The sequence below is a fragment of the Pauljensenia sp. 20925_1_25 genome (genome assembly GCF_041433955.1).
Classification (GTDB): Bacteria; Actinomycetota; Actinomycetes; order Actinomycetales; family Actinomycetaceae; genus Pauljensenia.
Genome location: NZ_JAPWCL010000016.1, coordinates 1 through 14,956 on the forward strand (window position 1 = coordinate 1; position 14,956 = coordinate 14,956).

A 14,956-nucleotide genomic window follows, 5' to 3' on the forward strand; every position below is an offset into this window, starting at 1 on the left:
CGTCGGTGCGTGGCAGTGAGAGGCGTCCCCAGGCCTCGTCTGATCCCACGTCGGTGCGCGGCAGTGAGAGGCGCCCCCAGGCCTCGTCCGACCCCAGGTCGACGCCCGCCCGTGAGACCTCGCGGCGACGCTTCACCGACCCCGACCCGACCCAGACTCCCCTGCAGGGGGTTGACCGGGCCTCTACGACAAAGAAGAGTTCCGTTCGCGGCTTGTGGCGGTCAACGCGCACGATGCCGGACCCTACCCCGACGCCCGATGCTGGAGTACCGTCGGTTGCGGACGACGATGACGAGTCCTTCGACACGTCGACCGACTTCGGCTTTGATGCCTTGACGGATCCCGGCGAAGAGACAGCCACGGTCAGCGGATTCGACGCAATCATCGCCGGAACCGGAGACGAAGGCCGCTCCCGTCAACATTCAGAAGACCCCTCCGAGACCACCGGCATGCGCTCGCGTCGCATCGCCGCCGAGAGACATGCGGCGCGCAAGCGCAAGCGCCGTCGTCGCATCCGTTCCTTCTTCGTGCTGCTCCTCGTGATCGGACTGGTCAGTGGGGCAGGCTACGTGGCCTACTCGCAGCTCATGAATACCTCAATGGTCGCCTCCGACGACTTCCCGGGGCCGGGCACCGACCCAATCCTCGTCACCATCGATGACCAGGCCACGGGCCGTGACATCGGTCGTGCCCTACACGAGGCCGGCGTCGTCAAGTCGGTGGGTGCCTTTGTCCGCCAGTACGAAAAGAACAGCGCGGCACGCACAATTAACCCGGGCACCTACCGCTTCAAGCGCCAGATGAGCGCGGCCGACGCGCTTGCCGTGATGCTCGATCCCATGAACCGTGTCGAGTCAACCATCACGGTCCTCGCAGGCGAACGCATGTCCGCCATCAAGAGACGCATCGTGGACGTCATGGATGTTTCCTCCGCGGACGTGGACAAAGCTTTCGCGGACACCGCCGCCATCGGCCTGCCCGCTGAAGCGGGTGGCAGCGCCGAGGGATGGCTGCACCGCGGCGAGTACAAGGTCGAGGAAGGCGACACCCCGACGGCTGTCATCGCCCGCATGGTCAAGGCGACTATCGACGAGTTGGATGCGCTCGGGGTACCCGCTGCGGACCGCGAGACGGTCCTTATTAAGGCGTCGATCGTCGAAGGAGAGATGGGAAACAACCCGAAGTACATGCCCAAGGTCGCCCGCGTCATCGAGAATCGCCTCGTCGACGACAAAGATACACACGGTGTCCTTGGCATGGACTCGACCACACTCTACGGAGCCGGCAAGGAGTCCGGCCTGCCGAGCCAAGCTGACCTCGATAACGACAACCCCTACAACACGCGTCTGCACGCAGGCCTGCCGCCCACGCCCATCAACCAGCCGAGCGCGGACGCCATCAAGGCCGTTCTGAACCCGGAAGCGGGCGACTGGCTCTACTTCGTGACGGTCGACCTCAACTCGGGTGAGACTCTCTTCGCGGCCACTGCCGATGAGCACGAGAAGAACAAAGCGAAGCTGGACGCGTACTGCACCAAGCACCCGATTCAGTGCTCGCCGCAGTCATGACGATGTGGGCCGCAGTTATCGGATCCCCTATTGCTCACTCACTGTCCCCGGTCATCCACCGGGCGGCGTGGCAGCAGCTCGGGATCGACGGATGGGAGTATCGCCGCGCCGAGGTGACCGAAGAGTCTCTGCCGACTTTCATCGGCCAGCTCGACGAGTCCTTCCGCGGACTATCGGTCACGATGCCCTGCAAGCAGGCCGTCATGCCGCTGCTTGATGCCATCGACCCGCTGGCGAGCGCGGTAGGAGCCGTCAACACGGTCGTGCCCTCGGCAGGAATGCTCGCGGGTTTTAACACCGATGTCACCGGTATTGCGTCAGCGATCCGCCGTGTGTGCTCGCGCTCTGGCGTACCCGTTCCGTCGAGTGCCCTCGTGCTCGGAGCGCGCGCAACTGCTTCCTCTGCCCTGGCAGCCTTGGGAGAGCTGGGAGTCACGACGACGACAGTGGCTGCCCGACGTTTCGGTGGTCCCGGCTCTGTCATCTCCGCAGCCTCACGCCTCGGCGTGAGCGTCGAGCAGGTCATGTGGTCCGATGTCTCTGCGGTAGCGAGTGCTGCCGCCCGCGCCGACGTGCTGATCTCGACGCTGCCCGCGGGCGTTGCAGATGCCATAGCGAGCCGTCTGGCACCCCGCGAGGGCCAGATTCTCCTGGACGTCATCTACTCGCCGCGTGACACCGCGCTGCGCACCACCTTCGAGAAAGCCGGGGGAGTCGTCGCTGAAGGCACCGACATGCTGGTCTACCAGGGGGCCGCACAGGTCCAGCTGATGACCGGTCGCAGCCCCGATCCCGCCGTGATGCGTCATGCGCTGGAGACTGAGCTGGAGCGCCGCGCGCGCGAGGCCGGGGGAACGGTGCACCCGTGATCGTCGAGTGGCTTCCACCTCGTATCAGCGCCGATCTGTCCCTCGTGTCGGGCTTCCTCACGTGGATCATTATCCTGGCGTGGCTGTGGCGCTCTGGCTGGAGGATTCAGCGCCGATACTTCATCGAGGCCACGCAGAAGCCGCTGACACGCAATGCCATCGTGTGGTGCGCTGGAATCTTCGGAGCGTTCTTTTTCGTAGGTGCCCAGATGCGCCCAGGCATGCCCGCCGTCATGACGGTGGCCATGATTGGGGCGCTGAGCGCGTACGTGGATGCCTGCACGCACCGGTTGCCGAACACGTATACGGCGGTCATGGGCATCGGTGTTCTCGCGGGTACCCTTGTCGGAATGCTCATTTCACCGATGTGGCAACAGCGGCTCATTGGCTGCGTGATCGGCATGCTCATCTGGACCATCCCGATTGCAATCCTGAATCGCCTGCCCGGTGGAATGGGCGGAGGCGACGTGAAGCTCGCCCCCGTCCTCGGCGCGATGGTGGGATCTGTTGGTCTCGAGGCCGCAGTCGCTGCGTTGGCCTTGTCGTTCCTCTCCGCCGGTCTCGCGGCCCTGTGGAAGATCGTCGTCGGCTGGGCTGGCACGCAGAGCCGCGTTCCCATGGGACCGTGGATGATTGGGTCCGCGCTGGTGGGCACCATCGCGTGGGGCGTCGTCCCCGACTGGCTATAGGCCTTTGTCACTGGCCTCATCGTGGACCCGTCGGGACGGAGTGGGTCCGGGATGGGACAATGACACGGTGAGTATTACGACGCCTTCGCATCAGTCCGAGCCTGTCAGCCTCGAATGGGGCCAAACGTGGCCTCCTCGTGACGTGTTCACCTCGCTCGCCGCGTCTCGGCGCGTGATCCCCGTCGTGCGCCGTGTTCTCGCTGACGAACTGAGCGCAGTCGGCGTCTACCGCCAGCTCGCTCATGGTGACTATGGCAGTTTTATTCTCGAATCCGCCGAGCATGGTGGCTCCTGGGGGCGCTGGTCCTTTGTCGGGGCGTCGAGTGCCGGTGCCATCGTTGCCCGTGATGGTCATGCCCAGTGGGTGGGTGCTCATCCGGAGGGGGCGCAGCCGGAGGGTACGTTCCTAGAGGTCGTGCACTCCGCGCTTGAGCAGCTGGCGGCGTCGCCCATCGAGGGGCTGCCCCCGCTGACGGGCGCTCTCGTCGGCTCGCTCGGTTGGGGCATCATCCCCGAATGGGAGCCGACCTTGGCGGCAACAGCCCCCAAGGAGTCCGACGTCCCCGATGCGACGCTCGTGCTCGCCACCGAGGTGGCCGCCATCGACCACGCGACGGGGTCGGTGTACCTGATGGCCATCGCCTGGAACCTCAACGGCTCGGATGAGGGTGTCGACGGTGCCTATGATCGCGCGATCGAGCGCCTGGACGCTATGACAGCCCAGCTTGCCTCGCCTATCGCTCCGGCTGTGCTGGGGGTGAGTGGCCAGGAGGCACCTGCCGTCCGTCAGCGCACGCAGCGCGCGGACTTCGAATCCTCCGTTCACGCCGCCAAGCAGGCGATCACGGACGGTGATGCATTCCAGATCGTGCTCTCCCAGCGACTCGACGTCTCCACGAATGCCAGCGGCGTCGACGTCTACCGCGTGCTGCGCACCGTCAACCCGTCACCCTACATGTACTACCTGGACTTGCCCGACGAGCGTGGCGGCCACTTCGAGGTCGTCGGTTCCTCGCCGGAGACTCTGGTCAAGGCCGAGGGGCGGCGGGTGTGGACCTATCCGATCGCCGGGTCGCGTCCGCGCGGTGGCGATTCCGCGGAGGACCATCGCCTTGCCGCCGAGCTCCTTGAGGACCCGAAGGAACTCTCGGAGCACGTCATGCTGGTCGATCTGGCGCGCAATGACCTGTCGAAGGTGTGTGATCCCGCCTCGGTCGAGGTCGCCACGCTCATGGAACTCAAGCGTTTCTCGCACATCCAGCATATTTCCTCGACCGTCACGGGAGTGCTGCGCCCGGATGCGGATGCCCTCGACGCCCTGGTCGCGACGTTCCCGGCGGGCACTCTCTCGGGTGCACCCAAGCCTCGTGCGATCCAGCTGATCGACGACTTCGAACCCGCAGCGCGCGGTGTCTACGGCGGCGTCGTTGGCTACTTCGACCTGTCGGGTGATGCGGACCTTGCGATCGCGATCCGCACGGCGTCCCTTAAGGATGGCGTCGCCTCGGTGCAGGCCGGTGCCGGCGTTGTCGCCGACTCGGTGCCCGCGCTTGAGTACGAGGAGTCCCGCAACAAGGCGGCAGCCGCAGTGGAATCCGTCGTGCGCGCCTCGACGCTGGCCCCTCTGTCGTGACACGCGCGTCCGGACGCTGCAAACGGGCGTCCCTATTATTCGCTAGCCTTGATGGCGTCCAATTGTTTCTCGGTGAAAGGGGAGCGTCGTGAGCGTTCTCGATGACATTATTGCAGGGGTTCTCGACGACCTGAAAGAGCGCGAGGACCGCGTTCCTCTCAGCCGTGTCAAGGAAATGGAGCAGGCCGTCCCCGAGGCGAAGGACGCCCTGGGTGTCCTTCGCAACCGAGATGGTGCCGTCAAGATCATTTCCGAGGTGAAGCGTTCGTCTCCCTCCAAAGGGGCGCTCGCCGATATCCCCGACCCCGCAGCGCTGGCATCGATGTACGAGGCCGGGGGAGCCTCCGTGGTCTCTGTGCTGACCGAGCAGCGCCGCTTCCACGGCTCGCTGGCCGACCTCGACGCGGTGCGCGCGGCGGTCGATATCCCGATCCTGCGCAAGGACTTCATCGTGACGCCGTATCAGATTCACGAGGCGCGTGCTCACGGCGCGGATCTCGTCCTGCTGATCGTGGCTGCCCTGGAGCAGAGCGCGTTGGTCTCCCTGCTAGAGCGCACGCGTTCGCTTGGTATGGAGGCGCTCGTCGAGACGCATTCGCGACTGGAGGCGCTGCGTGCCCTTGAGGCCGGTGCATCGATCATCGGCGTCAACGCACGTAACCTGAAGACCCTCGAGGTTGACCGCTCGACCGTCGAGCAGGTCATCGATGTCATCCCGCAGAACGTCGTTGCGGTCGCAGAGTCGGGTGTCGCTAAGGCCCACGACGTCTTTGAATACGCGAAGTGGGGCGCGGACGCCGTTCTGGTCGGTGAGGCTCTCGTGACCTCGGGTGACCCGCGCTCGAGTATTCAGGACATGGTCAGCGCCGGGCAGCACCCCGCGCTGCGCACGGATCGTAAGGCCCGCGTCGCCGCGGCGCTCAAGGAAGGATTGTGATGACGGCTGAGAACTTTGTGCCCGGACCTTACTTTGGCGATTTCGGAGGTCGCTTCGTCGCCGAGTCGCTCATGGGACCCCTTGAGGAGGTTGAGGCTGCGTGGAAGCGCCTGTGGCGCGACAAGTCCTTCCAGCATCGCCTGCGCGACCTGTTCGCCAACTACGCCGGTCGTCCCTCCCTGCTGACCGAGGCTCCGCGCTTTGCCGCCGATCTGGGCGGCGTGCGCGTCTTCCTCAAGCGCGAGGACCTTAACCACACGGGTTCCCACAAGATCAACAACGTACTGGGTCAGGCTCTGCTCACCAAAGAGCTGGGCAAGACGCGCGTCATCGCTGAGACGGGCGCGGGCCAGCACGGCGTGGCCACCGCGACGGCCGCCGCACTCCTGGGGCTGGATTGCACGATCTACATGGGCCGCGAGGACACCGAGCGTCAGGCCCTCAACGTCGCGCGCATGCAGATGCTGGGTGCCGAGGTGATCGCCGTGACCGCCGGCTCTGCGACCCTCAAGGACGCCATCAACGAGGCGTTCCGCGACTGGGTGACCAACGTCGAGACGACGAACTACATTTTCGGCACCGCCGCGGGTCCGCACCCGTTCCCCGAGCTTGTGCGTGACCTCCAGCGTGTCATCGGTGACGAGGCGCGCGCCCAGCTGCTTGCCGCCGAGGGGCGCCTGCCCGACGTCGTCGTGGCGTGCGTGGGCGGCGGCTCGAACGCGATTGGCTCTTTCACGGCGTTTATCGATGACCCGAGCGTCGAGCTGCTGGGCTGCGAGGCTGCGGGCGACGGTTTTGACACCGGGCGTCACGCCGCCTCCATCACCGCCGACCAGGTCGGCGTCCTTCACGGTGCACGCACCTTTGTCCTGCAGGAGCGCGACGGCCAGACCAAGGCTTCACACTCGATTTCTGCCGGCCTCGATTACCCGGGCGTTGGTCCGGAGCACGCATGGTTGGCGCGTACGGGACGCGCCTCGTATATCCCCGTCTCCGACGCCGAGGCCATGGATGCCTTCCTGCTCCTGTCGCGCACGGAGGGCATCATCCCCGCCATTGAGTCCTCGCACGCGCTCGCCGGAGTACGCGCATGGGCGCGCGCGAAGGTCGAAGCCGAGGGGCCCTTCGCACCGGGGGAGGAACCCATCGCCATCGTGACCGTGTCGGGACGCGGCGACAAGGACGTGGACACCGCGTCGCGCTGGTTCGGCTACGGACGCGCGAAGCTGCAGGTGATCGACCCCAGTGCCGGACCCTCCGGCGTGGCCGTCTTGGACGAGAACGAGGAGAAGTGAGATGACGCGAGCACCCCATTCCGCCGTCGCTATTGACGCTGCCCTGGCGCGCGGTGACGCCGCGCTGATCGCTTATCTGCCCGTCGGCTTCCCGTCGGTCGAGGATTCGATCCGCGCGGGTAAAGTTCTGGCGGACGCTGGCGTGGACGCCATCGAACTCGGCTTCCCGTACTCGGATCCGGGCATGGATGGCCCCACGATCCAGCGCGCGACCGTTGCAGCCCTCAAGCGCGGCACCCACCTGGAGGACCTTTTCCACGCGGTGGACGAGCTGACCTCGTACGGTGTCTCGACGACCTCGATGACCTACTGGAACCCCGTGGAGTGGTGGGGCGTCGAACGCTTCGCGCGGGACTTTGCGGCGGTCGGCGGCTCCGGTCTGATCACCCCCGACCTGCCACCCGAGGAAGGTGCGCAGTGGGAGGCGGCATCGGACAAGTACGATCTGGAGCGCATCTACCTGACCGCCCCCTCCTCACCGGAACACCGCCTCACGTTGATCGCTGAACACTCGCGAGGCTGGGTCTACGCCGCCTCCTCGATGGGTGTCACGGGTGCCCGTGCGACTGTCGGGGAGCACGTCGCGGACGTCGTCGCGCGTACTCGCGCCGCGGGGGCACAGCGCGTGTGCGTCGGCCTCGGCGTCTCCACCGGCGCCCAGGCCCGCGAGATCGGCGCCTACGCGGACGGTGTCATCGTCGGATCCGCGCTCGTCAAGACTCTCTTCGATGAGGATTTCGACCGTGGTCTGAAGGCCCTGGGCGAGCTTGCCAGCGAACTGAAGTCCGGCGTGACTGGAGCCCGCGCGTGAGCCTCGTCGCCGCCACTGGCATCCCTTCACCCTCCGAGGGCGTGTGGTACCTCGGTCCGCTGCCGCTACGCGCGTACGGCATCATCATTGCTATTGGAATGGTGGTGGGCGTGTGGTGGACCGCTCGCCGCTACGTGGCACGCGGTGGTAGTTCCGACACGATTTACGACGTCGCACTGTGGGCGATCCCGCTGGGCGTCGTCGGAGCCCGTCTGTACCACGTCGTCACCTCGCCCGAGGCCTATTTCGGGCCCGGCGGCGACCCGATGCTTGCCTTCCAGATTTGGCGCGGCGGCTTGGGGATCTGGGGCGGTGTCACCCTGGGCGCGCTCGGCGCTTACGTTGGCGTTAAACGCGCCAAGGTGCGCTTTGGCCCCATTGCAGACTCGCTGGCCCCCGCGCTACTCGTTGCCCAGGGCATCGGTCGGTGGGGGAACTGGTTCAACCAGGAGCTGTTCGGTGGACCGACGACCCTGCCGTGGGGTCTTCAGATCGACGCAGCGCATGTGCCTGCGGGCTACCCGGTCGGTACCCTGTTCCACCCGACGTTCCTCTACGAAAGCCTATGGGATCTGGCCGGCGCGGCGCTCATCGTGGCGCTTGAGCGCCGTCGCCGCTTCGCGGCCGGTCAACTCTTCGGGATGTACCTGATGGTGTACACCGCAGGACGCGCGTGGATCGAGATGCTGCGCATCGACGACGCACACACGGTTGCCGGTTTGCGCCTGAACGTGTGGACGTCCCTGGCAGTGTTCCTCCTGGGCGTCGTACTGTTTGTTGTCGCGGGTCGCCTGGGGCGGTCTCGCGAGGTCGCCGGTGACGGGGCAGTGACGGATGATGACGAGCGTGAGGAGGAGCACTCTGAGGCTAGCGACTCCGATGCTGAGGACATTATCGAGACACGCGTGGGCGAGGACGAGTCCGCCGAGGAGAGTTCTCTCGAAGACTTTTAAAGCGCCGTCGGGCACGCTATTGGAGTCGAAGGTCCCATGATCACCTAATTCATGGGAATGATCACGTTCCGTGCGAGTGGGTCCTTCGGGATTACCGCGTGATTGAGCGGTAAACTTGCAACCATGCGTCGAGCTAAGATTGTCTGCACTATTGGACCTGCCACTGAATCTCCTGAGCAGCTCCAAGCGCTGGTGGACGCCGGCATGGATGTCGCGCGTATCAACCGGTCGCATGGAAAGGCTGAGGAACATGCGGCCGTCATTTCGCGTGTGCGAAAGGCGTCTGCGACGTCCGGCCGCGCGATTGCGGTTCTCGTTGATCTCCAGGGCCCGAAGATCCGTTTGGAAACCTTCCAGGACGGCCCCCAGGAGCTGCACATCGGTGATACCTTCACCATCACGACCCGCGACGTTCCCGGCACGAAGGAACTCGTTGGTACCACCTTCAAGGGTCTGCCCGGCGACTGTGCCCCCGGAGACCGCCTGCTGATTGACGACGGCAACGTCGCGGTCCGTGTCCTCGAGGTTACCGATACCGACGTCGTGACACGCGTCGAGGTGCCCGGCATGGTGTCGGATCATAAGGGCCTGAACTTGCCCGGCGTTGCTGTGTCCGTGCCTGCCCTGTCCGAGAAGGACAAGGAAGATCTGCGTTGGGGCATCGAGCAGGATGCCGACTTCATCGCTCTGTCCTTCGTGCGCTCCGCTGACGACATTAAGGACGTTCACGAGATCATGGACGAGATGGGCAAGCGTATCCCCGTCATCGCCAAGATCGAGAAGCCCCAGGCCGTCGAGGCGCTGGAAGAGATTATCGAGGCCTTCGACGGCATCATGGTCGCCCGCGGCGATCTGGGTGTCGAAATGCCTCTTGAGGCCGTGCCGCTGGTGCAGAAGCGCGCGATCGAGCTGGCTCGTATTGCCGCTAAGCCCGTCATCGTTGCGACGCAGGTCATGGATTCCATGATCAAGAACCCGCGCCCGACGCGCGCCGAGGCCTCCGACTGCGCCAACGCAATTCTCGACGGTGCCGATGCAGTCATGCTGTCCGGTGAGACCTCGGTGGGTGCGTTCCCCATCGAGACCGTTCGCACGATGGCCGCGATCATCGAGTCCACCGAGGAAAACGGCGGTGAGCGCATCGCTTCCATCCCCGGCTTCTTTGCTGATCGCGCCGGCGTCATCTGTGAAGCCGCCGCGCGTATCGCGGAGCATATGGATGCCCGCTACCTGGTGACCTTCACCCAGTCGGGTACCTCGGCTCGCATGCTTTCGCGTATGCGTCGCCCGATTCCGATGCTGGCATTTACGCCGCTCGAGTCGACGCGCCGACGCCTGGCTCTGTCGTGGGGCATCCAGACGTACCGCGTTCCCGAGGTGCAGCACACGGATGACATGGTCTGGCAGCTCGACCTGGTCGCGCAGTCCTCGCGCCTAGCCGAGATCGGTGACCAGCTCGTCATCGTCGCCGGTATGCCCCCGGGCATCCCCGGCTCCTCGAACATGCTGCGTATTCACGAGGTGGGAGACGAAGCCGACTACATGATCGGTGGAGCCCGCGAGGCGTGATCCATGCGAACGGAGGGGTGTCGGCCTGGGGTCGACACCCCTCCCATTTGTTACCGAGAACACATGTTGATTCGCATAGACAAAGTGGCATCGGTGGAATAAAGTTCTCGGATACACGTTGAGGCGTGTAGCGCCGTTCCAACGACGGAGCGGTGAATACAGCAGATTGCTGCGGGTGCGTTTCTTGGAATGCCCGTGCGAACAAAGCACGTTTCCGCGCGCCCACAATGGAAGATGGAGGAAAAATGAATACGAACATCCGGACCGTGTCGGTCCACGACACGCTGTTTGGTCGCGTGGCCAACAACCTGGAGGTCGCCCAGCTCTCGCGAGCCGTTGAGCCGTGGTTTGCTGACTTCCACGACACGAGGGTCAAGCAGGCGATTGCGGATCTCGACGAGCCGACCCGTAGGGGAGCGGCAGCGGAGTACCTCGGCCTCGAGCTGATCGTGGTCGCCTAGAAGATACGGTGAGGGGCCGACAAGCGTTGCTTGTCGGCCCCTGTTCGTCTGCGAAAACTGCGCGTATCAATCCCTGTTCCAGCGTCGCGCTGGTACCTGTTTGCCGGTAGGATAGATCACGTACTCCAATGGCGGTACCCCGAGTGGGATTCGAACCCACAACAAGCCGGGTTTGAGCCGACCGCCTCTGCCAGTTGGGCTATCGGGGCTTTCGCGTCTGCGGGATCCACAATAGAACAGCTGGGCACACCAATCAAACTGAGGGATATGACAATGAGTGAAGAGCAGGCTGAACCGCGTCGCGTCCTCGTGGCCGAGGACGAGGGGTTGATTCGTCTCGATATCGTTGAGACGCTGACCCAGGCGGGGTTCGAAGTCGTCGGCGAAGCAGCCGACGGTGAAGAGGCTGTCGAGCTGGCACTGGAGCTCGAACCTGACCTTTGTGTGATGGACGTCAAAATGCCGAAGATGGACGGCATCACGGCTGCCGAGAAGATTCTGCAGGAGCTGTCGTGCGCGGTCGTCATGCTGACGGCGTTCTCCCAGACGGAGCTTGTTGAGCGTGCTCGCGACGCCGGCGCGATGGCATACGTCGTCAAGCCCTTCAGCCCCTCCGACCTGATCCCCGCCGTTGAGATCGCGCTGTCGCGTCACGCGGAGATTGAGTCCCTGGAAGACCAGATCGCCGACCTGACGGATCGCTTCGAGACTCGCAAGCGCGTGGATCGCGCGAAGGGCCTGCTCATGAAGAACATGGGGATGAGCGAGCCAGAGGCGTTCCGCTGGATTCAGAAGACGTCGATGGATCGTCGCCTGTCCATGCGTGAGGTTGCCGACGCGGTCATCAACCAGGTCGATGACTGATTACTGGCTGAGATGAGGCGGGGAGAGTCTACATGACTCTCCCCGCCTTCGTCGTCTCGTCACGACGCGACATTAGTCGTGCGTGGAGCGCACCAGGATGCGGTTGGCGACGCGCGCGATAGAGATCAGGCGGTCGGCTTCGTCGCGGATCTCCACGGTGTGAACGGTGGAGGAACGGCCCAGGTGCACGGCCGTGGCCGTGGCCGTGATCGTGCCCTCGCGTCCGGCCGCGATGTGCGAGGCGTTGAGTTCAGTGCCCACCGCGTAGGCCTGCTTACCGGGGTGTGTTTCGCGCGCGTGGATCTGCGCGGCGAAGGATGCAGCGGTCTCGGCGAGAGCTGCAGAAGCTCCGCCGTGCAGAATACCGGCGCTCTGCCGGTTGCCATCGATGGGCATGGAGATGACGGTGCGCGCTGCGGAGTGCTCGAGTACCTCCATGCCGGTTGCCTCCATGAGGGTGCCGGGCCAGTGGGCCCCCACCCATCCGCCCCGGGCGAGGGGGTCGGGCGTGGAGGAGTGGGAGCGTTTCGTCTGGTGATCGTGTGTCATGGCATCTAGGGTGGCATGTGTGAGTGACACTGTGCTGATTATTGATGGCCATTCGATGGCGTTCCGTGCGTTCTACGCGCTGCCGCCGGACAACTTTGTGACGGCGACGGGCCAGCACACGAACGCTGTTTACGGCTTCGTGTCAATGCTGACGCGCCTCTTGGAGACGGAGCGACCAACGCACGTGGCCGTTGCCTTCGATGTGTCGAGGCACTCATTTAGGACCGAGGAGTACCCGGACTATAAGGGGACGCGCGACGCGACCCCCGAAGAGTTTAAGGGGCAGGTGGAGCTGATCCGTGAAGTCCTGGACGCGATGGGTATTGTGTCGCTCTCGCGCGAAGGGTTTGAGGCTGACGACATCCTGGCGACCCTGGCCTACCGCGCTGGTCACGAGGGCGCGACCGTCCTTGTTGTGTCGGGTGACCGCGACTCGTTCCAGACGGTGACGGAGAACGTGACGGTCCTCTACCCGGGCACAGGTCCCGGCGATCTGCGCCGTATGACTCCCGAGGCCGTGGAAGCAAAGTACGGGGTGCCTCCCCACCGCTACCCGGAGATCGCCGCCATCGTGGGCGAGACCTCAGACAATCTGCCGGGTGTTCCCGGCGTCGGCCCCAAGACCGCCGCCCAGTGGATCAACAAGTACGACGGCCTGGATAACCTTCTGGCCCGCGCGGATGAGATCGGGGGCAAGCGCGGCGCTGCGCTGCGCGAGCACATGGACGATGTCGTGCGCAACCGGCGTCTCAACCGCCTCCTGACTGACATGGACCTGGAGGTTGGCCCCGCAGACTTGGCGCGCCGAGCGACCGATGTGGCTGCCATTGACCGTCTCTTCGACTCCCTCGAGTTCGGACGCCTGCGCGTCAAGGTCCGCGAGGTGTCCGGCATTGGCATGGGGGAGAGCGCAACCGTCGAGGCCGTGGACGCTGCCGCTCCCGAGGCTCAGACCGAGGTGAGCCTGGCCGATGATTCGTGCGACATCGCGGCCTGGGCAAACGCACACCCGGTCCTTGCTCTCCTGGTCGAGGGGGATATGCGCCCGACGCGCGGCGAGGTCACCCGGATCGTTCTGGCGGGAGCCAACGACGCGCTCGTGATTGCCCCCGCAGAGCTGAGTCCCGCGCAGGAGAGAGGTCTGGCCGAAGTCCTCGCCCAGGCCTCGTCCCTGATCACCCACGACGCGAAGGGAGCACGCCACGCCCTGGCCGCACGCGGCTGGACGCTCGGTGACGTCGCCTTCGACACGATGCTCGCGGCGTACCTGGCCCACCCGGACCAGCGCTCGCACAAGCTCGAGGACGTGCTCTCCCGCCTGCTCGGCGTCACCATCGAGGAGGAAGCCTCAGATTCCGACGCCCTCTTCGACCTGGGCGAGATTGGTGCGGGACCCAGCGCCGCCCAGGTGCGTGCGGGGCGCCTGGCCGCAGCGCTCCACCCGCTCACCGACAAGCTGCGTCGGGCGCTGGATGAGAGCGGCGAAACCGCGCTCCTTACCGACATGGAGATGCCGCTGTCGCGCCTCCTCGCCCAGATGGAAACCACGGGCATCGCCGCGGACACGCGTGTCCTCGACGACCTGTCCGCCGAACTCGGAGCCGACGTTGACGCCGCCCGTCAGGGAGCCTGGAGCGCCGCCGGACGCGAGGTGAACCTCTCCAGCCCCAAGCAGCTCCAGGAAATCCTTTTTGACCACTTCGCTCTGCCCAAGACCAAGAAAACGAAAACCGGCTACACGACGAACGCCGACGCCCTGGCGGACCTGTGGGCCAAGACCGAGGCGAGCGGGGGAGCGGGGCACGACTTCCTCGGCTTCTTGCTCACCCACCGCGACCGCATCAAGCTCAAGCAGATGGTGGACTCCCTGTCCGCCACAGTCGCCTCCGATGGGCGCATCCACTCGACCTTCTCCCAGGTAGCCGCAGCCACGGGACGCCTAGCCTCTTCCGACCCGAACCTGCAGAACATTCCCGCGCGCAGTGCCGACGGCATGCGCATTCGCGGTGCCTTCGTTCCCGGAGTAGGCTTCGAATCCCTCATGAGCGCCGACTACTCGCAGATCGAAATGCGCCTCATGGCCCACCTGTCCGGCGACGAGGCACTCATTGAGGCCTTCAACTCCGGCGAAGACCTGCACCGGACCATGGCATCGATGGTCTTTGGGACGCCCGTCGCCGAGGTCAGCGGCGAGGAACGCTCGCGTATCAAGGCCACCTCCTACGGCCTCGCCTACGGCCTGTCCTCCTACGGCCTGGCCGCACAGCTCGGCATCCCTGTGCCCGAGGCCGCCGCCCTGCGCGACCGTTACTTCGAGCGCTTCGGCAAGGTTCGCGACTACCTCGAAGGACTCGTCGCCCAGGCTCGCGCCGACGGCTACACGCAGACCATGTTCGGTCGCCGACGCTACCTGCCCGACCTGCGCTCCTCCAACCGCCAGCGCCGAGAGATGGCTGAACGCGCCGCCCTCAACGCGCCGATCCAAGGCAGTGCCGCCGATATCGTCAAGATCGCCATGATGGATGTTGCCACCGCCCTGTCCGAGGCCGACCTGACCTCGCGCCTCCTCGTGCAGATCCACGACGAACTCCTCCTCGAGATCGCACCCGGTGAAGAGGAGACTGTCGAGGCCCTCGTTCGAGAGAAGATGGCGTCGCCTGTCATGCTCTCCGTGCCCCTGGATGTCGCTGTTGGAATCGGTGCGTCTTGGCAGTTGGCAGCACATTAGGAGCCGGAGGGGCGACGCATACCACGGAAA

General features: G+C 65.1%; 13 protein-coding genes and 1 tRNA gene. 12 read left to right on the forward strand and 2 right to left on the reverse strand.

Annotated features, from left to right (window positions below; translation table 11 throughout):
• From mltG to O3932_RS07675, 10 genes are all read left to right on the forward strand, one after another.
• Window positions 1-1,568, forward strand: a 1,568-nt coding sequence (gene mltG, locus O3932_RS07630; protein ID WP_371537482.1) for an endolytic transglycosylase MltG, incomplete at its 5' end; no start/stop codon positions are given.
• Window positions 1,565-2,437, forward strand: a complete 873-nt coding sequence (locus O3932_RS07635) for a shikimate dehydrogenase (protein WP_009648443.1) — start codon at window positions 1,565-1,567, stop codon at window positions 2,435-2,437. The genes mltG and O3932_RS07635, both read left to right, overlap by 4 nt.
• On the forward strand, window positions 2,434-3,126 hold the full coding sequence (locus O3932_RS07640) for an A24 family peptidase (RefSeq protein WP_009648439.1): 693 nt from the start codon (window positions 2,434-2,436) through the stop codon (window positions 3,124-3,126). The genes O3932_RS07635 and O3932_RS07640 overlap by 4 nt, the downstream gene beginning before the upstream one ends.
• 67 nt (window positions 3,127-3,193) lie before the next feature.
• The gene (locus O3932_RS07645) at window positions 3,194-4,759 is read left to right on the forward strand and encodes a chorismate-binding protein (protein ID WP_371537485.1); all 1,566 of its coding nucleotides are present in this window, start codon (window positions 3,194-3,196) and stop codon (window positions 4,757-4,759) included.
• Between the two features lie 88 nt (window positions 4,760-4,847).
• Complete coding sequence (gene trpC, locus O3932_RS07650) at window positions 4,848-5,696, forward strand: indole-3-glycerol phosphate synthase TrpC (protein ID WP_009648440.1); 849 nt, start codon at window positions 4,848-4,850, stop codon at window positions 5,694-5,696.
• Window positions 5,696-6,991: a tryptophan synthase subunit beta gene (gene trpB / locus O3932_RS07655; protein ID WP_314569658.1), complete on the forward strand. Its 1,296-nt coding sequence runs from the start codon at window positions 5,696-5,698 to the stop codon at window positions 6,989-6,991. Before trpC ends, trpB begins: the two co-directional genes overlap by 1 nt.
• Before the next feature lies 1 nt (window position 6,992).
• Window positions 6,993-7,802 carry a tryptophan synthase subunit alpha gene (gene trpA / locus O3932_RS07660; protein ID WP_009648435.1) on the forward strand — a complete coding sequence of 270 codons (810 nt, stop codon included), beginning with the start codon at window positions 6,993-6,995 and terminating at the stop codon, window positions 7,800-7,802.
• The gene (gene lgt, locus O3932_RS07665) at window positions 7,799-8,755 is read left to right on the forward strand and encodes a prolipoprotein diacylglyceryl transferase (protein ID WP_371537489.1); all 957 of its coding nucleotides are present in this window, start codon (window positions 7,799-7,801) and stop codon (window positions 8,753-8,755) included. Before trpA ends, lgt begins: the two co-directional genes overlap by 4 nt.
• Before the next feature lie 123 nt (window positions 8,756-8,878).
• On the forward strand, window positions 8,879-10,324 hold the full coding sequence (gene pyk / locus O3932_RS07670) for a pyruvate kinase (protein ID WP_083836254.1): 1,446 nt from the start codon (window positions 8,879-8,881) through the stop codon (window positions 10,322-10,324).
• A gap of 245 nt (window positions 10,325-10,569) precedes the next feature.
• On the forward strand, window positions 10,570-10,785 hold the full coding sequence (locus O3932_RS07675) for a hypothetical protein (protein WP_034505136.1): 216 nt from the start codon (window positions 10,570-10,572) through the stop codon (window positions 10,783-10,785).
• A gap of 135 nt (window positions 10,786-10,920) precedes the next feature.
• Here the strand turns inward: O3932_RS07675 and O3932_RS07680 are convergent.
• Window positions 10,921-10,994, reverse strand: a tRNA-Leu gene (locus tag O3932_RS07680).
• 64 nt (window positions 10,995-11,058) lie between these two features.
• Between O3932_RS07680 and O3932_RS07685 the strand changes: the two genes are divergently transcribed.
• Window positions 11,059-11,649 (forward strand): ANTAR domain-containing response regulator, encoded by a 591-nt coding sequence (locus O3932_RS07685; protein WP_009057992.1) that lies wholly within the window; start codon window positions 11,059-11,061, stop codon window positions 11,647-11,649.
• Between the two features lie 72 nt (window positions 11,650-11,721).
• On the opposite strand, the gene O3932_RS07690 is transcribed toward O3932_RS07685, so the two are convergent.
• On the reverse strand, window positions 11,722-12,198 hold the full coding sequence (locus tag O3932_RS07690; RefSeq protein WP_034504563.1) for a PaaI family thioesterase: 477 nt from the start codon (window positions 12,196-12,198) through the stop codon (window positions 11,722-11,724).
• Between O3932_RS07690 and polA the strand changes: the two genes are divergently transcribed.
• Entirely contained in the window at window positions 12,197-14,926 is a 2,730-nt protein-coding gene (polA, locus tag O3932_RS07695; protein WP_371537493.1) for a DNA polymerase I, read from the forward strand. The genes O3932_RS07690 and polA overlap by 2 nt on opposite strands.
• The last annotated feature ends 30 nt before the right edge of the window (window positions 14,927-14,956 follow it).